Below are 21,649 nucleotides of genomic sequence, written 5' to 3'. Positions count from 1 at the left end.
CGAGGCGGCCTTTGGAGGCGGCCCATGACCACCATCGAGGATCGGGAAGACGCGGCGGAACGCCTGGAAGCCCGCAGCTGGTGGGTGATCGACGCGACGATGACCAAGCTGTTCCGCACGCGGCCCATCATTCCAAAAGCGTTGGCCGAACAGGTTCGCGCCTCCTGCACGCTGGACAACACCTTCCACCTCGCCTTCCTCGTCAACGCCACGGCCTTCGACAGCCCCGCCCTGTTCACCGGCTACACGCTGTGGACCCGCCGTGTCCTGGCCAGCCGGGGCGTGCAGCCCGCCGACCTTGCCGCAAACCTCGACTGCCTGACGGACGCCATCGCGGGGCTGCTGCCCAAGCCGTCGGCCGAGGCGATCCTTCCCATCCTGGCCGCCGCGCGGGCCGCGCTGGACGACGCGCCGGTCCTTCCCGACCCCGACGAGCCCGTCGGGCCCGATGCTCTCGACGGGCTGGCGCGGCGCTACTTCCTGTCGGCCATGGAAGGGCGGACCGACCAGGCCATCGCCCTCGTCAAGCGGACCTTCGCGCAAGGCCTCGGGCTTCAGGAGGTGTGCGAGAGCATCATCACCCCCGTGCAGCATGAAATCGGGCGCCTGTGGGAGCTGAACCGCATCACCGTGGCGGAGGAGCACCGCTGCTCCGCCATCACCCAGCTGGCCGTGGCGCAGCTCTATCCCCGCATCGTCACCCTGCGCAAACAGCACCGGAACGGCCGGTCGCTGGTCGCCGCCTCCGTCGGCGGCGACCAGCACGACCTCGGGCTGCGCCTCGTCTGCGACCGGTTCGGAGCCGCGGGGTGGATGACGACCTACCTCGGCGCGTCGGTGCCCATGGCCGGGATCGTCAGCATGGCGGCGGAGGCGCGGCCGGACCTTCTCCTCCTGTCCGTGTCCATGGGCATGCATCTGCGCAGCGCCCGCACCATCCTGCGCGCCATCCGCGCGCACCCCGACACGCGCGACCTGCCCGTGCTCATCGGCGGACAAGCCCTTGCGGCCGCCCCCGGGATCGCCGACCGGCTGGAGGGGACCGCCGTCGCGCAGGACCCGGCCAGCGCGCTGGATCTCGCGAACCGCCTCCTGCCCTGACAAGGGGCGCGATGCGGGGAGATGACAAGGAGCACTCGATGCCGGAAACACCAGGGAACGTTCCCATACTTCTGTTCGTCGACGACGACGATCTGGTTCTTATGAGCCTTCAGGTCTTCTTTTCCGCCGCCGGCTACGAGACGCTGGCGTTCCGCTCGATCGGCGAAGCCCTGCGGCTGTGCAAACGCTTCGAGATCACCCCGGCGGCGGTGGTCCTGAACTACCACCTCCACGACGGGCTGTCGTTCGACGCGCGGCTGTCACTGCTGGCCGACGACATTCCCGACGCTCCCCTCGCCGTCCTGACCGGCGACACGTCCCGGCAGACCGCGGCCATCGTCAAGGACCGGGGGATTTCGCTGCTGTACAAGCCGGTCTCGCCCGTGGACCTCCTGACCCATGTGCGCGGTCTGATCGGTTTCGGCTCCGTCCAGGATCTGGGAAGCACCCATTGAGCCCAACCATTTCACAGGTGCAAACTGTCGAAAAGGCGGTTATTCGAGTACCTATCATCGTTGGATAGGATGCCATGACCAGAGCTTTTCCGACCGCGCGTCCCTGGCTGGACGAGGCGCTGCGCCGCATCGAGGCGGACTTCAACCGGTCGGCCGACACGCACCTGCTGCGCCTGCCGATCCCGGCGGCGCCGGGCGTCACGCTCTACTTCAAGGACGAATCCACCCACCCCACCGGCAGCCTGAAGCACCGGCTGGCGCGCTCCCTGTTCCTTTATGCGCTGTGCAACGGCTGGGTGCGCGAGGGGACCACGGTGATCGAGGCGTCGTCGGGCTCCACCGCCGTGTCGGAGGCCTATTTCGCCCAGCTGCTCGACCTGCCCTTCGTCGCGGTGGTGCCGCGCGGCACCTCCCCCGCCAAGATCGCGCAGATCGAGTTCTACGGCGGCCGCTGCCACATGGTGGAGCGCGCGTCGGAAGTCTGCGCCGAGGCGATGAGGCTGGCGGAGGCCTGCGACGGCCACTTCATGGACCAGTTCACCTACGCGGAACGCGCGACCGACTGGCGCGGCAACAACAACATCGCCCAGTCCATCTTCGAGCAGATGGCGCAGGAGCCGAACCCCGTGCCGGACTGGATCGTCTGTGCGGCGGGCACCGGCGGCACCTCGGCCACCATGGGGCGCTTCGTGCGCTACCGCCGGATGGCGACGCGGGTCTGCGTGCCCGACCCGGAGCATTCCGCCTTCTTCGACGGATTCCGGAACCACGACCCCAAAGCCACAATGGACCGCGGCTCGCGCATCGAGGGCATCGGCCGGCCGCGGGTGGAGCCGTCCTTCCAGCCGGGCGTGATCGACCGCATGATCAAGGTGCCGGACGCCGCCAGCGTCGCCGCCGTCTGGGTCCTGCGGGAGAGGTTGGGCCGGTCCTGCGGCGGCTCCACCGGCACGAACATGGTGGGCTCCATCCAGCTGATCGCCGAGATGATGCGCGCCGGGCGGCAGGGCAGCGTCGTGACGCTGATCTGCGATCCGGGCGAACGCTACGCCGGCACCTATTTCAACCGCGACTGGCTGGCCGCCAACGGCCTGGACATCGACCCGTGGGTGGAGCGCATCGACGCCTTCTTCCGCACCGGCCAATGGGACGATCTTGGGGACGGCGCAGGGCTGGAGTCGGTGGAGCGCTGAGCGTCATTTCCCGCCGAGGCTCTCGCCGATCAGCCGGTAGAACCAGAAGGCCTCGTCCCGGGCGACGCGCTCGTCCAGCCGTCCCGGCGGCAGGCCGGTGACGCGGCGGATGTCCCGGCCCATGTGCGACTGGTCGGCGAAGCCCGCGTCGCCGGCCAGCCCGGCGAGGTCCAGGGGCGCCCCGTCGCGCGCGGCGCTGGCGCGGACCACCGCCTCCTCCACGCGGGCGAAGAGCTGCAGGTCGCGCTGGCTCTGTCCGGTCGCCTCCTTGATGCGGCGCTGGATCTGCCGCACGCCGCGGCCCGCCCTGGACAGCACGGCCTTTGCTGCCAATGTGCGCAGCCAGTCCCCCAGCAACGGCGCCACGCGGGCGTCGCGCGGGCATGGACCGGACCACAGCGGATCCAACTGCTCCTCCAGCCGGCGGAACGGCGCGTCGTCCGGGCCGGCGTCGAACAGAGACCGGCAGGCGGCGAGAAACGGGTCGGACGCCACCTCCTCCAGCGGCCGGATGCGGTCGATCAGCTGGTCCGCACCGGCCCCGGTCAGGCGCGCCAGGGCTTCCGGGTAGAAGGCGACCGACAGGGCGTGCACCGGCCCCGGCGACCAGCTGGCGAAGGGGCGGCGCTGCGGCCCGGTCAGGAACAGCCGCGGCAGCGGCTGGCCGAGCTGCGGCGCACCTTCGGGTTCGCGTTCCTCCACCATGTGGAGCGTCCCGTCAAAGATCCAGGAGACCACCGCCAGCGGCGAGGCCGGGAAGTGATTGAAGCGCTGGTCGTCGGTCAGCGTCCGCCCGCGCGTGTCCCGCTCCATGCCGACAAAGACGCAAGCGCCCAGGGCCGCGCGCGGGAACAGCAGGCGGGCGGATCTGGTGGAGGCCATGGCGGGTTGACGTCTCCGTTCTATACGGCCGGCCGGGCGTCCGGCGAGATGGCGCCGACCGACCATCGGAGCCCGACCATGTCCAAGATCTTACTCCAGGGGCGCTTCCGCCACAAAGCCCGCAGCCTCGCCGCCCTCGCCCTCGCCACGCTCCGCGTGCTGGCCCGCCGCGCCGTGGGCCGGCCGCTGGTGCCGGAATGGCCGATCCCGTTCGAGGTCGGCAACCTGTTCTGGCGCGCGCAGTTCAACCACGCCTTCGCGCTCGGGAACATCGCCGAGGGCCGGGCCTATTTCGACAGCCTCGTCGCGGTGGTGGAGGCGAACCCGGCGGTCGACATCCGGCCGAGCCGCCCCGGCGAGCCGCGCGGCGACTGGTTCATCCCGCACTCACCAAAAGGCGACGCCACGCTGCTCTACTTCCACGGCGGCGGCTACAGCTTCTACGCCGCCGTGACGCGCCATTTCATCGCCATGCTGGCCGACACGCTGGGCCTGCCCATCTTCGCCCCCGATTACCGCCTGACGCCCGAACACCCGCACCCGGCGCAGATCGAGGACGGGCTGGCGGCCTACCGCTTCCTGCTCGGCCAGGGGATCGACCCGGCCCGCCTCGTGCTGTGCGGCGATTCCGCCGGCGGCCATCTCACGCTGATGACCATCGCCGCGCTGCCGGGCGAGGGCCTTCCCCAACCGGCGATCGGGATCGCCCTCAGCCCCTGGACCGACGTCGGCCGGCGCGGCGCCAGCCAGTTCGGCAACGACCGCTACGACCTCGTGCAAGGCTACATGACCTTGCAATTCGCGGAATGGCTGAAGGGGTCGGGCGGCTTCACCGACGCGGAGCTGTCGCCCATCGCCCAGGACTTCCGGGGCTTGGCGCCGCTCTACCTCCAGGCCGGCGGCAAGGAAATCCTCGTCGACATGATCCGCGACTTCGCCCGGACGGTGCAGGAGCAAGGCGCCCAGGTCCGGCTGGAGGTCTGGGAGCACATGACCCACGAATTCCAGGCGCACGGCCGGGAACTGCCGGAAAGCCGCGAAGCGCTCGCCCGCCTGGGCGAGGCGATCCGCTGGGCGACGGAACCGAACGGACACGGATTCCCGCCCGGCCCGCGGATCGAAACAGACTCTCTCGTCATTCCCGCGAAGGCGGGAATCCAGACGCCCGTCCGGGCGTCATATGAATCGGGCGTCGACTCATATCGCCGCTGATCGCGGCTCTTGCTGGATTCCTGCTTTCGCGGGAATGACGAACGCGGGCTACACCCACAACCGCTTCGGCACGCGCAGAAGCACCCACAGCACCAGCAGGTGCGCGGCGGCCCAGGCCGCGGCGGCGGCGGGCATCAGCCATTCCGGGGCGGTGCTCGCCGCGGCGACGCGCAGCGCGGCGGCGAGGCTGACCAGCGCCACGGCCGCCGTTGCGGGGCGCGGGAAATCGGGCGGCAGCGACTCCCGTTGCAAGGTCGCGCGGACCATCATGGTCACTGCCAGGGTGCCGAGCGCCCCCGCCCCCATCACGTGCCACGCCGCCCCGTCGGCCAGCGGGTCCAGCCGCTCGATCCCCAGGAACAGCCAGCCGAGCCCAAGCCAGCCATAGCCGAGATGCAGGCTCCACAGGTCGGGCCGGCGCAGCACCGCGTCGGTGCGCCAGCGGGCCAGCCGTGCCCAGGCGGTCAGGCCGGCGACGAAGGCGCCCGCGGCGCCGATCCACGGCACGGGCCAGGGCCAGGTGCCGGCCGCGACCGTCAGCGCGGCCAGGATCGCGCCGGCGGCGCCGGCCCATTCCAGCCGGGGCTGCACGCGCTCGACGAGTTTGCCGCCCTGCCGCCGCACCTCCCCCGCGGTGGCCGAGGGGATGATCCGGCCCCCCATCACCAGCATCAGGATGCCGACGAGGTGCAGGGCGAACAGCGCGCCGGTGCGCCCGCCGTCGCCGCCCCACCAGGCCAGCGCCTCGGCCAGTGCGAAGGCGCCGATCACCGGGCCGAACAGCGTGTTGTGGCCGCTCTTCGCCGCGCGCAGGAAGGGCACCCCGGCCACCGCGAACAGCACCACCGGATAGGCCAGCGCCAGCGGCGCCGCGATCGCCGGCGGCACCCCGCCCAGCACCGCGACGCGCCCGGCCAGCCACGCCGCGAAGGCGAGGCCGAGCGCAGCCTTCGACGGACGCGTCAGCAGGAACCCGCCGACCACCGCCAGCGCGTATCCCATCAGCATCTCGTGCGCGTGCAGCGCCGGCGTCCAGCCGATGCCGAGCCAGCCGAAATAGCCGGCCACCCACAGCGGCACGCTGAGCGCCGCGTAAAGGGCGGCGGCCGGGAAGAACAGGCGGTGTCCCCAGGGGCGCCGGGGCGTCGGCGGAACGAAGAAGGACATGAGGCGCTCGACTGGCGAAAGACTGCCACCTTAACCCGGAACGCCGCGCCTTATCTCCCGCCGTCTTGCAGGGTCGACGTGTCGCCCTCCGGGAGTCCCAGCTCGCGGGCCTTCAGCAGGCGGCGCAGGATCTTGCCGCTGCGCGTGTGCGGCAGGGAGTCCGCAAAGGCGATCGCGCGCGGCGCCAGCGCGGGGCCGAGCCGGCGGCGCGCGTGGGCGACCAGGTCGCGGGCGAGGGCGTCGTCCCCCACGACACCAGCCTTCAGCGCGACGAAGGCCTCCACCACCTCCCCCGCCACCGGGTCGGGCCGGCCGATCACCGCGGCCTCCGCCACCGCCGGGTGTTCCAGCAGCACGCTCTCCACCTCGAACGGGCCGACGAGGTGGCCGGAGGTCTTGATCATGTCGTCGGCCCGCCCGACGAAGCGGAAGCGCCCGTCCGGATCGCGCCGGGCGAGGTCGCCGCTGCGGTACCAGCCATCGTCCGTGAAGCAGGCCCGGCTGTGCGCCTCGTCGTGCAGATAGCCCTGGAACATCGACGGCCAGGGCGGGCGCAGAACCAGTTCCCCGGCCTCGCCCGCCTGCGCCAGCACATCCGCCTCGATGCCGGGCACCGGGAAGCCGAGCGTGCCCGGCACCACCGGCTGCCCCGGAGGCGTGGCGAGCATGATGGCGCCGGTCTCCGTCTGCCACCAGGTGTCGTGGATGGGCCGGCCGAAGGCGGCCTCGCCCCAGGTCACCGCCTCCGCGTTCAGCGGCTCGCCCACGCTGGCGACGTGGCGCAGCGCGGAGAGGTCGTGGCGGCGCGGAAGATCCAAGCCGGCGCGCATCAGCATCCGGATGGCGGTCGGCGTGGTGTACCAGACCGACACCCGCTCCCGCTCCAGCAGGGCGTACCAGCGGGCGGGATCGAAATCGCCCTCGTCGGCGACCAGGGTGGCGCCCACCGCCAGCGGCGCCAGCAATCCGTAGACGGTCCCGGTGACCCAGCCGGGATCGGCCGTGCACCAGAAGACGTCGCCCGCCCGCAGGCCGAGCGCGTCGCGCGCCGTCGCGTGCTGCGCCACGATGGCGCCGTGGCCGTGCAGTGCCCCCTTCGGCGCGCCGGTGGTGCCGCTGGTGAAATGCAGCAGCGCCGGGTCGTCCGGGCCGGTGGAGACGCAAGGCGCCGGTTCCAGGGCGGCCAGCCGATCCTCCCAGCCCTCCCCGTCCACCAGCAGCGCGTCGAACGGGTCCGGCAGGGACGCCGGCGCCTTGCGCGCCCACAGGGCGGAAGTGGTCACCACCGCCCGCGCCCCGGCGAGCGTCAGGCGCAGCCGCAGCGGCTCCGGCCCGAAGGCGGCGAAGAGCGGGGCGTGGACGCAGCCGGCCCTCAGCGCGCCAAGCGCCGCCGCGTACAGCACCGGCCGGCGCGGCAGAAGCGACGCCACCACATTCCCCTTCCCCACGCCAAGCCCGCGCAGCAGGGCGGCAAAGCGCCCGCTCGCCTCGGACAGGTCGGCGTAGCTCAGCGTCGCCGTGGCACCGTCGCGCCCGGTCCAGCGCAGCGCCGGGCGGTCCCCCCGCCCCGCCGCCACATGCCGGTCCACCGCCGCCCAGGCCATGTTGACGCCGCCCCACGGCCCGGTCAGCGGGACCGCCTCGGCCGCCCAATAGGCCGCCCGATCCGGCGCGGCGGCGGTCACAGCGCCAGCACCACGTGGGTGACGCCGGGATCGTCCGGCGAGCTGCGGCGCTGGAAGCCGAAGGCCTCGCACAGGCGCAGCATGGCGCGGTTCTCGTGCAGCACCTCCCCATAGACCTCCTTCAGCCCCTTGGCCCGCGCGTGGTCGAGGATGCGGCGCATCAGCACGGGGCCGAGGCCCAGCCCGGCCATGTCGTGGGCCAGCATGATGGCGAACTCCGCCCGCTCTCCGTCGGCGGCGCGGGCGAGGTGCACCACGCCATGCAGCGCCGTGGTGCCGGGCCGGCCGGGGTCGGCGACCGCCAAACCCATCTCGCGGTCGTAGTCGAGCTGGCTCATGCGCGCGGCGATGCCGTGGCTCAGCTCCTGCTTCTGGGTGAAGAAGCGCAGGCGGATTTCCGCCGGGGTCAGCCGCTTGAACAGGGCCTTCATGGCCGGCTCGTCCTCCGGCACCAGCGGGCGGACCAGCAGGCTGCGCCCATCGGCGAGCGGCAGCGGGCGCTCCAGGTCCGACGGGTAGGGAAGGATCGCGAAAGGCGCGCGCCGCCGCCCGGCCTCGACCAGCCGCACGGAGGCCCCGCCGACCACCGGCCCCTCCGGCCCCAGCCGCAGCGGGGCCAGCGTCAGGTGCGCCACATCCTCCAGGTCGACGGCGATCTGCGCCACCTTGACCAGCAGCGCCGCCGCCGCGTCGCGCGCCGCGGGCGCCAGCCCCTCCTCCTCGGCGAGGGTGACGGCGGGAACGCGGCGCAGCGCGTCGCAGGCCAGCGTCATGGTCAGCGGCGGCAGCGCCACGGCCGTCTCGCCGGCCAGACGGGCCGTCAGGTGCCCCACCGTGATCACCGGACCGAAATGCCGGTCCTCGCTCAAGCCCACGGCGAGGTCGTGGCCGGGAACGGCGTCCGCGCCGCCCAACGGCACGCCGTAGGCGGCGAGCAGAGCCCCCACCTCCGCCTCGGTCAAGGCCACGCGCCCGGCCTCCCGCGCGGTGGCGACCGCGCGGCGGGCGGCCTCGAGGTCGGGGCGGACGTCCTCCGGCGTCGAGCGCGGGGTTTCGGCCAGAAGCTCCTGGTTGCGGCGGAAGGCCAGCGCATGCTGGAAGGCGCGCACCGCGCGGTCGGGCGTGTCGAAGACGGGAATGCGGTGGCGGGCCAGCTCCGCCGCGGCATGGTCGGCGTCGCGCTCGCCGAGCCAGCTGGTCAGCACCGGCGTGCGGCTGTGGGTGTCGATGGCCGCGGCCACCGTCCGCGCGATCTCCCCCGCCGGAACGAGCGCGGTCGGCGCGTGCAGCAGCAGGACCGCGTCCACCGCCGGGTCTGCGCACAGGCGGGACAGCACCCCGGCGTAGGCCGCCCCCTCCGCCCCCTCCCCGAGGTCCAGCGGGTTGGACAGTCCCGCGGGCACGGCCAAACGCCCGATGCCGTCCAGCAGCGCGTCGGCGGCCAGTCGTCCCACCCCGCGCCCGTTGGCGACGATGGCGAGCCGGTCGCCGCGGATCGGCGCGGCCACGGCCAGCGTCTCCAGCGCGTCGAACAGCTCCTCGAGCGTGAAGACGCGCAGCAGGCCGGCGCGACGAATGGCCGCGTCGAACACGGCGTCCCCGCCCTCCCCGCGCCCGGTCCGCAGGACGATCACCGGCCGCTGGCGCGCCGCCGCCCGCGCCGCGGAGACGAATCGGCGCGCCTCCGGCGGGCGGTCGAGCACCAGCAGGATGGCGTGGCAGTCGTCCTGCGCGGCGAGATAGTCCAGCAGGTCGCCCGGCCCGATGTCCGCCCCGTCGCCCGTCACCGCAACGTGGGAAAATCCGACGGAGCGCCGCTGCGCCCAGTCGACGACCGCGCCGGCCAGCGTGCCGGACTGCGCCACCAGCGCCACGCGCCCAGCCGGCGGAGCGCGGTGGAACGCCCCGGCGCAGAAGCGCTTGCCGGGCATGGCGACGCCCAGGCTCCCCGGCCCGAGCAGCCGCAGGCCGGAACCGCGGGCCGCGTCCTTCAACGCGTCCGCAAGGTTGGGATCGCCATCGCCGTGCCCGCCGAGCAGGATCGCCGCCTTCGCCCCGCCCTTCCCGGCCTGCGCGACCAGCGCGGGCAGCCGCTCCGCGGGCGCTGCGATCAGCACCAGCTCCGGCACGGAAGCGAGCCCGCCCAACGCCGAGGTCTCCACCCGCTGCACGACTCCGCCATAGCCGCCGGCGAGGTTGCGGGCGGCGACGCGGGCCAGCGGCGGGTCGCCGTCGGCGACGACCGCCACCCCCTTGGGGCGGAACAGGGCATCCAGATCGCGCACCGGCATGCGGTTTCACTCCCCCTCGCGGCTCTCACACGCCTTGCCTTTTGCCGGGTGCCCGGTCACGGTGCCGACCATTGCCTTGGGGCGACGGGTGTGATGCCTTTTGCGATATGATGCCCTGGAGTTGCGGCCGACGGAAGCCAGGCCAATGAGCGCGGGATCAGGACAGGCGGGAGGACAAGCCATGGCTGGAACCGATGGGACCGGAACCGATGCGGATCGGATCGAACGGGCGGTGCTGGATTGCCTCGGCGCGGTGGCGCCCGATGCCGACCTTGCGACGCTGGTACCCGACCGGCCGTTCCGCGACCAGTTCGAGTTCGACTCCGTCGATTTCCTGAATTTCGTCATGAAGCTGGAGATCGCCCTGAACGTCCGCGTGCCGGAGCTGGACTATCCGCAGCTGACCACGCTGGACGGCTGCCGGTCCTATCTGGCGAAGGCCCTCTCACGGGACGCTGCGCAACCCGGTTCCCCGGCGCGCTGAAAGGGTGCGATTTCGCGGGTTGGGGGCGCGGGCGAGGCGTGATATGGGAAGGCGCCTTTCCGACAGCCCTTTCGAGGACACCGCCCATGCGCCCGGTCAAGATCGCCCCGTCCATCCTCTCCGCCGACTTCGCCCGGCTCGGCGAGGAAGTGCGCGCCGTCGACGCGGCGGGCGCCGACTACATCCACATCGACGTGATGGACGGCCATTTCGTGCCGAACCTCACCATCGGCCCGGCGGTGGTGAAGGCGTTGCGGCCTCATACGGCGAAGCCCTTCGACGTGCACCTGATGATCGCGCCGGTGGACCCCTATGTCGCCGCCTTCGCCGACGCCGGGGCCGACATCATCACCTTCCATCCGGAGGCCGGTCCGCACGTGCACCGGACCATCCAGCTGATCAAGTCGCTGGGCAAGAAGGCCGGCATCTCGCTGAACCCGGCCACCCCGCTGGAGGTCGTGGACTACATCCTGGAAGACATCGACCTCGTCCTGGTGATGACGGTCAACCCCGGCTTCGGCGGGCAGAGCTTCATCCAGAGCCAGCTGCCAAAGATCCGCGAGCTGCGCCGCCGGATCGACGCGCTGGGCAAGCCGATCGACCTGGAGGTGGACGGCGGCATCAACGCCGAAACCGCCCGCATCGCCATCGAGGCAGGCGCCGACGTCCTGGTCGCCGGCACCGCCACCTTCACCGGCGGCCCGCAACACTACGCCGAAAACATCAGCAAGCTGCGTTGATGAGCTGATAACGGATTTACCACAGAGACACGGAGACACAGAGCTCACCGGGAGATTCGTCGGCCACCGGCCGAACGTCGTCCCGCCTGGAGCCCACTCTGTGTCTCTGTGCCTCCGTGGTGAAAATCCTTGAAGGTTACTGCGACGCCGTCGGCACGCCGGAGCCCGCCAGCGCCTGGGCGTGCTGGAGGTGCTGTCCCAGCATCGGCAGCGTCTGCGCCGCGAACTCGCGGTAGGGCTGCATGCCCGGATCGCTGGAGGTGCGCGCCGTCTCGTACAGGCGGATCGTCTCCTGGTGCGCCAGGATCTGGTTGACCAGGTACTGGCGGTCGAAGTCGCGGCCCGACAGCGGCTGCAGCTGCGTGATCATCTGCTCCTGCTGGCCGGTCATCATGGGCGCCGGGTTGCTGCCGTTGGCGCGCGCCAGCGCCATGAGCTGCTGGTTGCCCGCCGTGTGATCCTGGACCATCTGCCGGGCGAAGGCCCGGATGCCGTCCTGGTTGGAGCGGTCCATGGCCAGACGGCTGGACTCGACCTCGAAGAGGCCGCTGGCCGCAGCCTGCTGCGCGAAGCTGTCGGCCGTGGAGGCCTCGCCGAGGGTCCGGACCTTGCCGGCGAGCGACGAGCTGGGATCGGCGATGCCCTTGGCGGCCCCCTCCTGCAACAGCAGATCGCCGCTGACGCTCGGACGGGTGGTCGGCGGTAGGGACTGCGCCTGCGCGGCGGCGCCGAAGGCGGACACGGACAGAGCCACGAAGGCGGCGGCCAAAGTCTTGGCGTGGTTGCGATTCATGCGGCGTTTCCCTTGCTGAGGAACGTTTGGGTTTGGCCCGACAACATGGGGTCATCCGCAAAGGTTCCCCCATTCGGGCAGAACCAAACCGGCGCATTGGGCGTTATGGAGCCGTGGGAAGGGTCCCGCAACAGCAGGGAGAGAGGTTATGGGTATCCTTTGGACGATCATCATCGGCTTCATTGCCGGCATCGTCGCCAAGTTCCTGATGCCTGGTCGCGATCCGGGCGGCTTCATCATCACGACGCTTCTCGGCATCGCCGGTGCGTTCGTCGCCACCTATCTCGGCCAGGCGGTCGGCTGGTACCGGGCCGGCGAAGGGGCCGGCTTCATCGGCGCGATCGTCGGGGCCATCGTCATCCTGGCCATCTACCGCATGGTCGTCGGCCGCCGCACGACGGTCTGATCCATCAAGGGGGGTCTGATCCATAAGGGGTCCGACCACCCGCACCCCGACCGCAAAGACCAAGAGGGCGGCCCGCGGGCCGCCCTCTCTTCATGACCGCTTCATTCCGATCCGTCAGGCCAGCGCCACCGGCGTCGGCATGAACACGGCGCGGGAGATGGCCGCCTGGATCGCCTCGTTGGTGAAGGGCTTGCGGACGATCTGGCCCAGGTGGCGGGCGTCCGCCTCCTCCAGGTCGCCGTCGAAGGCCGTGACGAAAATGGTCCGCATGGAGCGCTTCTGGCGCAGCCGGCGGGCGACCTCCACCCCGCTGCCGCCGTCGGCCAGCCGCACGTCGAGCAGCGCCAGCGTCGGCTTTTCCGCCTCCAGCAGCTCCAGCGCCTCCTGCTCGTTGTTGGCGGTGCCGCAGACGACGTGGCCCATGTCGGTGACCAGTTCCCCGATTTCCATCGCCAGGACGGGGTTGTCCTCGACCACCAGCACGCGCTGGGTCAGGGCGTTGCGCACCTTGTCGCGGGCGACGGTCAGCCGTTCCTGGGCGTCGGCGGTGGAGATGGCCAGAACCTGCGCCGCCTCGGGCACCGACAGGCCTTCCAGCGTGATGAGGAGGTACATGCGCCGCTCCCCCTCCGGCAGGGAGGCGAGCGCCCGTTCGATGGGATGGGGCGACGGGGCCGGGCGCCCCTCGCCTTCATCGTCGAACAGCAGGTTTAGCAGGGCGTAGAGCGGCACCCGCGCCCCTTTTTCCAGCCCGAACCGCGAGGGAGCCATCACCGCGACCTCGACGCAGCGGGTCACCAGGTCATCCCCGCGTTCGGTCGCCCCGGTCAAGGCGCGCGCGTAGCGGCGCAGGTAGGGCAAATGATCGTACAGTTGGCGTGCGTAGACTCGCATGACCCGTTCTTCCGCGCCGTTCGTTGGCCCCCGCCGGACCCCGGCGCCCCATGCGCCGGACCTGGTCGGAGTTTGGCAACTTTAATCAACTGTTAACACTCTGAAACACTATCACGGCCGACCCCGACGGGCGAACCGAAAAAAAGCTAAGTGCCCCTTCCCCCGTTGGCAGAGGTCAAGACGGGGCCAAAAGTGTAAACCGGCGTCAGCGCGCCTTTTCCCGCAACTGGCGCGATCGCCACTGCCATGGCTTCTCCACCTTGCCCGACCACAGGCCGAGGCGGCGGCTCTGCGCGAAGGCCTCGCCGGAGGTGTAGGCCGGCGACAGGCTTCTGTAGGAAAAGGCCCAGCCCCGGGACACCATCGCCGCGCCCAGGTCGACGCCGCGGACGCGGCATTCGCCCATCCTCTGCCCGAACCTGTCCTGCTCGGCGATCGTGCACGAAACCTCCTCGTCCTTGACCAAGCTTGCCAGCACGGCCGTGGCGATGCGGAAGCAGTCGAGTTCGTGGCCGTACCGGTTCTTGCATTTCTGCTCCTGGTCGGGAGCGTCGATGCCCATCAGGCGAACCGGCGTGCCGTTCAGCGACAGAAGATCGCCTTCCACGGCAACCGCCCTACCTTTTAACAACTCATTGGGTGTGCTGGCGACCTTTCCTTTGGTCGTGCCCCCCTGGGCATAAGCCGGTCCGGCACGGCCTACGGACAGCGCGCCGAGGAGCGCCGCCGCAAGGCATAAGGCCAGTGACCAGCGCCGATCAGAACAACGTAGGAGCGTCATCGAGCGGCGCCGCGCAATCCTCGTCGTCGTTGCGCACGTTGTTGACCCGCGGGCCGACGGCGTAGGCCTCCAGCAGGTCGTCCGGCGCCGGCTTCAGCAGCCCTTCCAGCACCGGGGCCGGGGCCGCCGAGTCGAGCCACAGGTCCCAGTCCGCCGCGTCCAGGATTACCGGCATGCGGTCGTGCAGCGGCTTCAGCACCGCGTTCGCCGTGGTGGTGACGATGGTCAGCGTCTCCAGCGGCCGTTCCAGCGCCGGCCCGCTTTTCGGGCCGTTCCAGCGCTCCCACAGGCCGGCGAAGGCGAAGGGGGCGCGGTCGCGCCGGCGGATGGCGTAGCCCTGCTTGCGCTTGCCCTCGGCCTTCCACTCGTAGAAGCCGTCCGTGGGGACGAGGCAGCGCCGCTTGCGGAACGCCTCGCGGAAGGACGGCTTTTCCGCCACCGATTCACCGCGCGCGTTGATCAGCCGCGCGCCGATGGACGGGTCGTCCGCCCAGAAGGGCACCAGCCCCCAGCGCAGCAGAGCCAGATGCCGCCCGTCCTCCTCCCGCCGCACGGCGGGCACCTCCTGGGTCGGGGCGACGTTCCAGCGCGGCGTCAGGTTCGGGCGTTCCGGAAAGCCGAAGACCTTCTGGATTTCCGCCACGGGCGTGGTGAGAAGCATGCGTCCGCACATGGCCTGCCGTCATCCTGACCGATGGAGAAATCCGGGCCTCAAAGATAAGGGAACGCCGCTCTTTCTTCCAGGCCGGGCCCTCCGTGCCCGAGATCCGTAGGTTGGGTGGAGCGCAGCGCAACCCAACAAAGTCGGCATGGCAACGTGTGTTGGGTTGCGCTGCGCTCCACCCAACCTACGGACATTGAACGTCGCCTCACGAGCAATGGCGGAATATTCTTCTTCCGCATGGCGAGTTATCGGTAAGATCATCAATCCGAAGGAATTCCACGGGACACCGATGACCGTCATCCACAGACATGTTGCACGAGCCGCGGCGTTGCTGGCGCTGATGGTCCTGTCCGCCGCCTGCTCCATGCTGCAGCCGATGACGCCCTATGATCCGGAGATCGAAAAGGGCGTCTCCGCCTATCACCAGTCGCTCGACAGCTTCATCCTGAAGATGGACCGCCTCGGCCGGACCAAGGACCCGGCCGGCCGCTACGACGGCAACCTCGCCTTCTACGACGACGCGCGGGCGACGGTCGACACCCTGACCTTGCGGGCGGAGGCGCAGGACGTCACCCACAGCTGCGTGGTTCCCGACGTCGTCCGCCAGGTCCTCGGCGCGGCCGGGGGCGGCGCCCTGCCCGCACCGGTCACGGCGGCCTCCGACACGACACCGGCCGCCGGCGGCGGGGGCGTCGACTGCACGGTCCAGATGCTGCGGAACGTCCGGGGCCAGATCGACACGCTGGCGCAAATCCATCAGGTCGAAACCTACCTGACCGGCCCGCTGGCCCAGCGGACCCGCGACATCACCGCGCAATCGCTGCGCGCCATCCTCGCGGTCGAATTCGCCAAGAAACGCAACCAGATGTGAGCGGAGGCCCCACCATGGCACTCAACGTCGACACCCTCGTGCAGCAGATGCTGTCGGCCGGCGCCAGCGCCTTCGGCGACAACTGGGCGCGCGCCTCCGCCTATGCCGCGGCGGAGTTCCGGCAGATCGCCCAGACCATCGCCGGCATCGAATCTGACCTCGCCCAGGTTCCCCCGGCCTACACGCCGGAGGCGGCCAAGCTTCTGTTCGGCATGCAGCTGTCCTCGTTGCAGAACACGCTGATCGCCGAGGCGCAGCTGATCGAGATCGCCGTCCAGGCGGCCATCAAGGCGGTGCTGGAGTCGGTGAGCGGTGTGGTGCAGCAGGCGCTGGGCTTCGACCTGTTCGCGCCGGTGTAACGGCCGGCGTGAGCGTGGCGGGGCGCTGCGTCGCCGCGAAGGGGACTTCCCGGCGGCCCGGCTTCCCCCTACCTTACCGTGCCTAGGCCATTCGAGACGGCCCCGCCCGCGGCAAAGGAAAGAGCCAGCCCCATGATGAAGTTCGGCATCGGCCAGCCGGTCCCCCGCACCGAAGACGCGCGCCTTCTGACCGGAGGCGGGCGTTACACCGACGACGTGTCGCTCCCCGGCCAGACCTTCGCGGCCTTCGTCCGCTCCCCCTACGCGCACGCGGTGATCCGCGGCATCGACAGCGCGGACGCGGCGGGCCAGCCGGGCGTGCTGGGCGTCTTCACCGTGGACGACCTGGAGACGGAGGGCATCGGCCCGATCCCCTGCAACGCCGCGCTGAAGCAGCGCGACGGCTCTTCCTACGTATCGCCGCCGCGCCCGGCGCTGGCCAAGGGGCGGGTGCGGCACGTCGGCGATCCCGTCGCCGTGGTGGTGGCGGAAACGCCGGAGGCCGCCCGCGACGCGGCGGAGTTGGTGATGGTCGACTACGACGACCTGCCCTCCGTCACCGGCACCGTGGAGGCGCTGGAGGCCGGCCGGCCGCTGGTCTGGGATGAGGCACCAAACAACCTCTGCTTCGACTGGGAGCAGGGCGAGGAGGCCGCGGTCGAGGCGGCGCTTTCCAAGGCGGCCCGCGTCGTAGAGCTTCAGATCGTCAACAACCGTGTCGTCGCCAACCCGATGGAGGGCCGCGCCTGCGTCGCCGATGTCGAGGCGGAGACCGGGCGGCTTGTGATCTACGTGACCAGCCAGGGCGTGCACGGGCTGCGCAGCCAGTTCGCCAAGCTGTTCAAGCTGCCGGAGAAGGCGCTCCGCGTCGTCACCACCGACGTCGGCGGCGGCTTCGGCATGAAGCTGTTCAACTACCCGGAATATGTCGTCTGCCTGTTCGCCGCGCGCCGGCTGAAGCGCCCGGTGAAGTGGGCGGCGGAGCGGACGGAGGGCTTCCTCAGCGACGACCACGGGCGTGACCACGTCAGCCGCGCCCGGCTGGCGCTGGACGCCGACGGGCGCTTCCTGGGCCTGCGCGTGGACACCGTCGCCAACCTCGGCGCCTACCTGTCCAACTATGGGCCCTTCATCCCGACCGACGCGGGCTCGGCCATGCTGGTCGGCTCCTACATCACGCCGGCGGTCTATGTGCGCGTGAAGGGCGTCTTCACCAACACCCAGCCGGTGGACGCCTACCGCGGCGCCGGCCGACCGGAGGCCGCCTACCTGCTGGAACGGCTGATCGACCACGCCGGCCGCGAGACCGGGCTCGGGCCCGCGGAGATCCGCCGCCGCAACTTCATCCCCGTGTCCGCCATGCCCTACGCCACGCCGATGGGGCAGACCTACGACACCGGCGACTTCCGCCAGAACCTGGAGGATGGCCTGGCCCTGGCCGACCTCGCCGGCCTGCCCGCCCGCAAGGCGGAGGCGAAGGCCCGCGGACGCTTGCGCGGCGCCGGGCTCGCCACCTACATCGAGGCCTGCTCGGGCGGCGGCGCGGAGCAGGCGACCGTCCAGGTCAACGGCGACGGCCGCATCGTCCTGATGATCGGCACCCAGACCAACGGCCAGGGACACGAGACCGCCTACAAGCAGATCCTCGCCGACCGGCTGGGCGTCCCGCCGGAGGACATCGAGGTCGTGCAGGGCGACACCGACCGCGTCAGCTGGGGTGCGGGCACCGGCGGCTCCCGATCCGTCCCGGTCGGCGGCTCGGCGCTGGCGGAGGGGGCGGCGCGCGTCGTGTCCAAGGCGAGCGAGGTGGCCGCCGACCTGCTGGAGACTGCCGCCGTGGACGTGGAGTTCAAGGATGGCCTGTTCAGCGTCGTCGGCACCGACCGAAGCGTCACCTTCAAGGAGGTGGCGGCGAAGGCCGCCGCGGACGGCGGCATCGCCTTCAGCGAGGTGGCCCGCTGGACCCCGCCGGCCAGCACCTTCCCCAACGGCTGCCACGTGGCGGAGGTGGAGGTCGATCCCGACACCGGCGTGGTGGAGGTCGTCGGCTACAGCGTCGTGGACGATTTCGGCACGGTCGTGAACCCGCTGCTGGTCATCGGCCAGGTGCACGGCGGCGTCGCCCAGGGCATCGGCCAGGCCCTGCAGGAACGCGTGGTGTTCGACCCGGAGAGCGGGCAGCTGCTCACCGGTTCCTTCATGGACTACCAGCTGCCGCGCGCGCTGGACATCCCGCCGATCCAAGTGAAGCTGAACTGCGTACCAAGCACGACCAACGCGCTGGGCATGAAGGGCGCGGGCGAGGCCGGGGCCATCGGCGCGCCGCCCGCGGTCATCAACGCGCTGGTCGACGCCCTGTCGGAGTACGGCATCACCCACATCGACATGCCGGCCACCCCGCAGGCCGTCTGGCAGGCCATTCAGGAGCACAGCCTAAGGCAGGCGGCGGAGTAGCCGATTCGGTCATAGGCCGATTTTGGTCGCAATGTCACACCTCGGACAGATAGCAATTGATGCAAAGTCTCCGCAATTTCATTTCCTGTTTGTAATCAAACGAAGGAAGCGGTGATGGTGTCGGCGAAAACGGGCAAGGGGTGCGGCGGGCTGTGCGCCGAAGGGGTCGGTTTCGACTTCACCATGGCGTTCCAGCCGATCGTCGACGCCGACACCGGCACCCCCTGGGCTCATGAGGCGCTGGTCCGCGGCCCCGCGGGCCAGGGCGCCGGCTGGGTGCTCGGCCAGGTGACCAACGACACGCGCTACGCCTTCGACCAGAGCTGCCGGGTCAAGGCGATCGAGCTGGCCTCCCGCCTGGGCCTGCGCGACGCGAAGCTGTCGATCAACTTCCTGCCGAACGCCGTCTACGAGGCGGAGACCTGCATCCGGGCGACGCTGGCCGCCGCCGCCCGCACCGGCTTCCCGCCCGACCGGATCATCTTCGAGGTGACCGAGAACGAGCGGGTGGTCGACCGCGCCCATCTCCAGAGCATCTTCACCGAGTACAAGCGCCAGGGCTTCCTGACCGCGATCGACGATTTCGGTTCCGGCTATTCCGGCCTGAACCTGCTGGCGGAGTTCCAGCCGGACATCCTGAAGCTGGACATGGAGCTGACCCGCAACATCGACGCCGACCGCACGCGGCGCAGCATCGTCGCCGCCATCCTGACGGTGTGCCGCGACCTCGGCATCACGCCGGTGGCGGAGGGCGTGGAGACCGCCGCCGAGGCGCGGGCGCTGCGCGACCTGGGCATCACGCTGATGCAGGGCTACCTGTTCGCCAAGCCGGCGCTGGAGGCCCTGGTGCCGCGCACCGACACGGCCTACGAACCGGCCTGAGCGATGCTCAGGCCAGGGCTTTCCTGACCGGCCGCGTCATGTAGGCCATTCCACCGCCGTAGGAGGCGAGCTTCGCGGCCAGGGCTGGCCCGCCGTCATATGGTGTAAAGCCGTTCCGGTCCCAGAAGGCCCGCGCCTTCGGCGTCGAGGTCAGGGCCAGCCACGCGAATCCGCGCCCGGCCGCGATGCCCTCCATGCGCTCCAGCGCCGACACGCCCAGCCCCAGCCCGCGCGCGGCCGGCAGAAGCGCCACATCGTGAAGGTAGAGGCAGTCGGCGCCCTCCGGCAGGGCTCCCAACGGCGAATCGAGCGGAGGAGGCGCGCCCAGCCGGCCCGGATGCATGACCGCGTAACCGACCGCCGTGCCCTCGGCCAGAGCCATCAGGCAGCCGTCCGGGAACAGAGCCAGCCGCTCGGCGAAGACCGCGCGTTCTTCCGGGTAGTCGGGGTGGACGACCTCCGCGATCGCCATCACCCGGTCCAGGTCCGCGGGCTCCATCGCCCGCCAGCCCGTCCTCATCCGCATTCTCCTTTCGTCCCAGCCCTTTCCGGCACTTCCAGCCCACATGCCGGGCGCGCTATGGTGGTCGTTCGACTTTGCCCTACGGAGTTCCCTTCATGACCGATGCCGACGTCGCGAGATTGCTGCCCAAGGTGCGGACCATCGCGCACGAAGCCGGTCAGGTGATCCTGCGCTTCTACAACGGCGGGATCGACGCCGCCACCAAGGTCGACGGCAGCCCGGTCACCCAGGCCGATTTGGCCGCGGAGCACGTCATCACCCCCGCCCTGCACCACATCGCTCCCGGCGTGCCGGTGGTGGCGGAGGAGGCCATGGCCGCCGGGCACAAGCCGGACATCTCCGGCGGGCGCTTCTGGCTGGTCGACCCGCTGGACGGCACCAAGGAGTTCATCAGCCGCAACGGGGAGTTCACGGTCAACATCGCCCTGATCGACGCCGGCAAGCCCGTGCTGGGCGTCGTCTACGCCCCGGCGACCGGCGACCTCTTCGCCGCGGCCGGGCCGGGCACCGCCGTGCATTGGGTGGAGGGCCGCCACGACTATCCCATCCAGGTCCGCCGGCCGCCCGCCGACGGCCTGACCGTCGTCGCCAGCCGCTCGCACGGCAGCGGCAGCGAGATCGAAAGCTTCCTGTCCCGCTACACCGTGAAGGACCGGGTCAGCTGCGGCAGCTCGCTGAAGTTCTGCACCGTCGCCATGGGCAAGGCCGACCTCTACCCCCGCTTCGGCCCGACCAGCGAGTGGGACACCGCCGCCGGCCACGCCGTCCTGGTCGGCGCCGGCGGCCGGGTGGAGCAGCCGGACGGCTCGCCGCTCGTCTACGGCAAGGCCGACATTCTCAACCCCAACTTCATCGCCTACGGCTGGCAATAAAGGACCAATCGTGACCACGCTGTGCGACGCGGCTGTCGCGGTGCTGACCACCGCGGCGCCGCTGGAGAAGGTGCGCCTGACGCGGGACTACGCCGCTGCCTGGCGCGACGGCCGGATTTCGGAGTTCGGCGCCGCCGTCCCGCCGGAGCGCCCCGCCCGGCCGGAGCGTCCGCCGCTGATGCTGCCCCGCGACATGCCCAAGCGCGGCCGCGGCGGCAGCGCGCAGAACCGCGTCGCCCTGCTGCACGCGCTCGCCCACATCGAGCTGAACGCCATCGACCTCGCCTGGGACCTCGTCAGCCGCTTCGTCGGTGAAGGGATGCCCAAGGGCTTCACCGACGACTGGGTCCAGGTCGCCGACGACGAGGCCCGGCATTTCCAGATGCTGGAAGAGCGGCTGAACCAGATGGGCTCCGCCTACGGCGAGCTGCCGGCGCATGACGGCCTCTGGCAGGCGGCCACCACCACCGCCCACGACCTCGCCGCCCGGCTGGCCGTGGTGCCCATGGTGCTGGAAGCCCGCGGCCTGGACGTCACCCCCGACACTGTCCGCCGCCTGCGCGAGTTCGGCGACGAAGAGAGCGCCGCCCTGCTCCAGACCATCCACGACGAGGAAATCACCCACGTCGCCGCCGGCCGCCGCTGGTTCGGCCACCTCTGCGCCAAGCGCGGGGTGGACCCGGTGGAGACTTGGCAGGACTTGGTGAAGCGCTATTTCCGCGGCGGTCTGAAGAAGCCCTTCAACGTGACCAGCCGGCAGGCAGCCGATTTCGGGCCTGAGTTCTACGAGCCGATCGCGGAGTGAGGTGGTCGTGGGAGGTGATCGCGTTGGGCCCCCACCCTAGTACTACAGCCGGGCTCTATCGGTTTGGGTGCGGCGTTTCCAATGAGAGCGCCGCGCCCGCTGCTGGTGGCGTCTTCGCCAGAACGACCACGCGAT

At 70.9% G+C, this 21,649-nt stretch carries 22 protein-coding genes; 13 read left to right on the top strand and 9 right to left on the bottom strand.

Annotated features, from left to right (window positions below):
- Positions 1-24: 24 nt before the first annotated feature.
- The 3 genes from J2851_RS33470 to J2851_RS33460 all read left to right on the top strand — a co-directional run bounded on the left by J2851_RS33470 (position 25) and on the right by J2851_RS33460 (position 2,749).
- Positions 25-1,101, top strand: a complete 1,077-nt coding sequence (locus J2851_RS33470; RefSeq protein ID WP_209772778.1) for a cobalamin B12-binding domain-containing protein — start codon at positions 25-27, stop codon at positions 1,099-1,101.
- A gap of 38 nt (positions 1,102-1,139) precedes the next feature.
- Positions 1,140-1,556 (top strand): response regulator, encoded by a 417-nt coding sequence (locus tag J2851_RS33465; protein WP_209772762.1) that lies wholly within the window; start codon positions 1,140-1,142, stop codon positions 1,554-1,556.
- A 74-nt stretch (positions 1,557-1,630) separates the two neighbouring features.
- Entirely contained in the window at positions 1,631-2,749 is a 1,119-nt protein-coding gene (locus tag J2851_RS33460; protein ID WP_209772760.1) for a PLP-dependent cysteine synthase family protein, read from the top strand.
- A gap of 3 nt (positions 2,750-2,752) precedes the next feature.
- On the opposite strand, the gene J2851_RS33455 is transcribed toward J2851_RS33460, so the two are convergent.
- Entirely contained in the window at positions 2,753-3,631 is an 879-nt protein-coding gene (locus J2851_RS33455; protein ID WP_209772756.1) for an AraC family transcriptional regulator, read from the bottom strand.
- A 78-nt stretch (positions 3,632-3,709) separates the two neighbouring features.
- Here J2851_RS33455 and J2851_RS33450 point away from each other — a divergent pair, with 78 nt between their 5' ends.
- Entirely contained in the window at positions 3,710-4,843 is a 1,134-nt protein-coding gene (locus tag J2851_RS33450) for an alpha/beta hydrolase (protein ID WP_209772753.1), read from the top strand.
- 48 nt (positions 4,844-4,891) lie between these two features.
- Here the strand turns inward: J2851_RS33450 and J2851_RS33445 are convergent, their stop codons facing one another.
- The 3 genes from J2851_RS33445 to J2851_RS33435 are packed head-to-tail and all read right to left on the bottom strand — an operon-like array spanning position 4,892 to position 9,986.
- Positions 4,892-6,010 (bottom strand): NnrS family protein, encoded by a 1,119-nt coding sequence (locus J2851_RS33445; RefSeq protein ID WP_209772750.1) that lies wholly within the window; start codon positions 6,008-6,010, stop codon positions 4,892-4,894.
- A 50-nt stretch (positions 6,011-6,060) separates the two neighbouring features.
- Positions 6,061-7,695, bottom strand: a complete 1,635-nt coding sequence (locus J2851_RS33440; protein ID WP_307420921.1) for an AMP-binding protein — start codon at positions 7,693-7,695, stop codon at positions 6,061-6,063.
- A complete protein-coding gene (locus J2851_RS33435; RefSeq protein ID WP_209772748.1) occupies positions 7,692-9,986 on the bottom strand; it encodes a bifunctional acetate--CoA ligase family protein/GNAT family N-acetyltransferase in 2,295 nt (764 codons plus the stop codon). Before J2851_RS33435 ends, J2851_RS33440 begins: the two co-directional genes overlap by 4 nt.
- A 181-nt stretch (positions 9,987-10,167) precedes the next feature.
- On the opposite strand from J2851_RS33435, the gene J2851_RS33430 reads away from it, so the two are divergent.
- Together J2851_RS33430 and rpe are read left to right on the top strand one after the other, a co-directional pair.
- Complete coding sequence (locus tag J2851_RS33430) at positions 10,168-10,470, top strand: acyl carrier protein (RefSeq protein WP_209772746.1); 303 nt, start codon at positions 10,168-10,170, stop codon at positions 10,468-10,470.
- 86 nt (positions 10,471-10,556) lie between these two features.
- Positions 10,557-11,210, top strand: a complete 654-nt coding sequence (rpe, locus tag J2851_RS33425; RefSeq protein WP_209772744.1) for a ribulose-phosphate 3-epimerase — start codon at positions 10,557-10,559, stop codon at positions 11,208-11,210.
- A gap of 136 nt (positions 11,211-11,346) precedes the next feature.
- Here the strand turns inward: rpe and J2851_RS33420 are convergent, their stop codons facing one another.
- A complete protein-coding gene (locus J2851_RS33420) occupies positions 11,347-12,003 on the bottom strand; it encodes a DUF4142 domain-containing protein (RefSeq protein WP_209772742.1) in 657 nt (218 codons plus the stop codon).
- A gap of 148 nt (positions 12,004-12,151) precedes the next feature.
- Between J2851_RS33420 and J2851_RS33415 the strand changes: the two genes are divergently transcribed.
- Positions 12,152-12,409 (top strand): GlsB/YeaQ/YmgE family stress response membrane protein, encoded by a 258-nt coding sequence (locus tag J2851_RS33415; protein ID WP_209772740.1) that lies wholly within the window; start codon positions 12,152-12,154, stop codon positions 12,407-12,409.
- A 114-nt stretch (positions 12,410-12,523) separates the two neighbouring features.
- On the opposite strand, the gene J2851_RS33410 is transcribed toward J2851_RS33415, so the two are convergent.
- The 3 genes from J2851_RS33410 to J2851_RS33400 all read right to left on the bottom strand — a co-directional run bounded on the left by J2851_RS33410 (position 12,524) and on the right by J2851_RS33400 (position 14,757).
- Positions 12,524-13,303 (bottom strand): PhyR family response regulator anti-anti-sigma factor, encoded by a 780-nt coding sequence (locus J2851_RS33410; protein ID WP_209772738.1) that lies wholly within the window; start codon positions 13,301-13,303, stop codon positions 12,524-12,526.
- A 205-nt stretch (positions 13,304-13,508) separates the two neighbouring features.
- Positions 13,509-13,910 (bottom strand): thermonuclease family protein, encoded by a 402-nt coding sequence (locus tag J2851_RS36160; protein WP_307420918.1) that lies wholly within the window; start codon positions 13,908-13,910, stop codon positions 13,509-13,511.
- A 151-nt stretch (positions 13,911-14,061) separates the two neighbouring features.
- Entirely contained in the window at positions 14,062-14,757 is a 696-nt protein-coding gene (locus J2851_RS33400; RefSeq protein WP_246501107.1) for an SOS response-associated peptidase, read from the bottom strand.
- Positions 14,758-15,037: 280 nt separating this feature from the next.
- On the opposite strand from J2851_RS33400, the gene J2851_RS33395 reads away from it, so the two are divergent.
- The 4 genes from J2851_RS33395 to J2851_RS33380 all read left to right on the top strand — a co-directional run bounded on the left by J2851_RS33395 (position 15,038) and on the right by J2851_RS33380 (position 19,314).
- On the top strand, positions 15,038-15,619 hold the full coding sequence (locus J2851_RS33395) for a hypothetical protein (protein WP_209772732.1): 582 nt from the start codon (positions 15,038-15,040) through the stop codon (positions 15,617-15,619).
- Between the two features lie 14 nt (positions 15,620-15,633).
- Positions 15,634-15,978 (top strand): hypothetical protein, encoded by a 345-nt coding sequence (locus tag J2851_RS33390; RefSeq protein WP_209772729.1) that lies wholly within the window; start codon positions 15,634-15,636, stop codon positions 15,976-15,978.
- 135 nt (positions 15,979-16,113) lie between these two features.
- Positions 16,114-18,432 carry a xanthine dehydrogenase family protein molybdopterin-binding subunit gene (locus J2851_RS33385; RefSeq protein WP_209772972.1) on the top strand — a complete coding sequence of 773 codons (2,319 nt, stop codon included), beginning with the start codon at positions 16,114-16,116 and terminating at the stop codon, positions 18,430-18,432.
- Between the two features lie 114 nt (positions 18,433-18,546).
- The gene (locus tag J2851_RS33380) at positions 18,547-19,314 is read left to right on the top strand and encodes an EAL domain-containing protein (protein WP_370881333.1); all 768 of its coding nucleotides are present in this window, start codon (positions 18,547-18,549) and stop codon (positions 19,312-19,314) included.
- A gap of 7 nt (positions 19,315-19,321) precedes the next feature.
- Here J2851_RS33380 and J2851_RS33375 read toward each other — a convergent pair whose 3' ends face one another.
- Positions 19,322-19,834, bottom strand: coding sequence for a GNAT family N-acetyltransferase (locus tag J2851_RS33375; RefSeq protein WP_209772716.1), 513 nt, complete (start codon positions 19,832-19,834; stop codon positions 19,322-19,324).
- Between the two features lie 98 nt (positions 19,835-19,932).
- On the opposite strand from J2851_RS33375, the gene cysQ reads away from it, so the two are divergent.
- Together cysQ and J2851_RS33365 are read left to right on the top strand one after the other, a co-directional pair.
- Positions 19,933-20,709 (top strand): 3'(2'),5'-bisphosphate nucleotidase CysQ, encoded by a 777-nt coding sequence (gene cysQ, locus J2851_RS33370; protein WP_209772714.1) that lies wholly within the window; start codon positions 19,933-19,935, stop codon positions 20,707-20,709.
- A 7-nt stretch (positions 20,710-20,716) separates the two neighbouring features.
- Positions 20,717-21,514, top strand: a complete 798-nt coding sequence (locus J2851_RS33365) for a ferritin-like domain-containing protein (protein WP_209772953.1) — start codon at positions 20,717-20,719, stop codon at positions 21,512-21,514.
- The last annotated feature ends 135 nt before the right edge of the window (positions 21,515-21,649 follow it).

It is taken from the genome of Azospirillum rugosum (assembly GCF_017876155.1).
Taxonomy (GTDB): Bacteria; Pseudomonadota; Alphaproteobacteria; order Azospirillales; family Azospirillaceae; genus Azospirillum; species Azospirillum rugosum.
The sequence above is the reverse complement of the archived record's forward strand: the minus strand, read 5'-3'. Positions and strand labels throughout refer to the sequence as shown.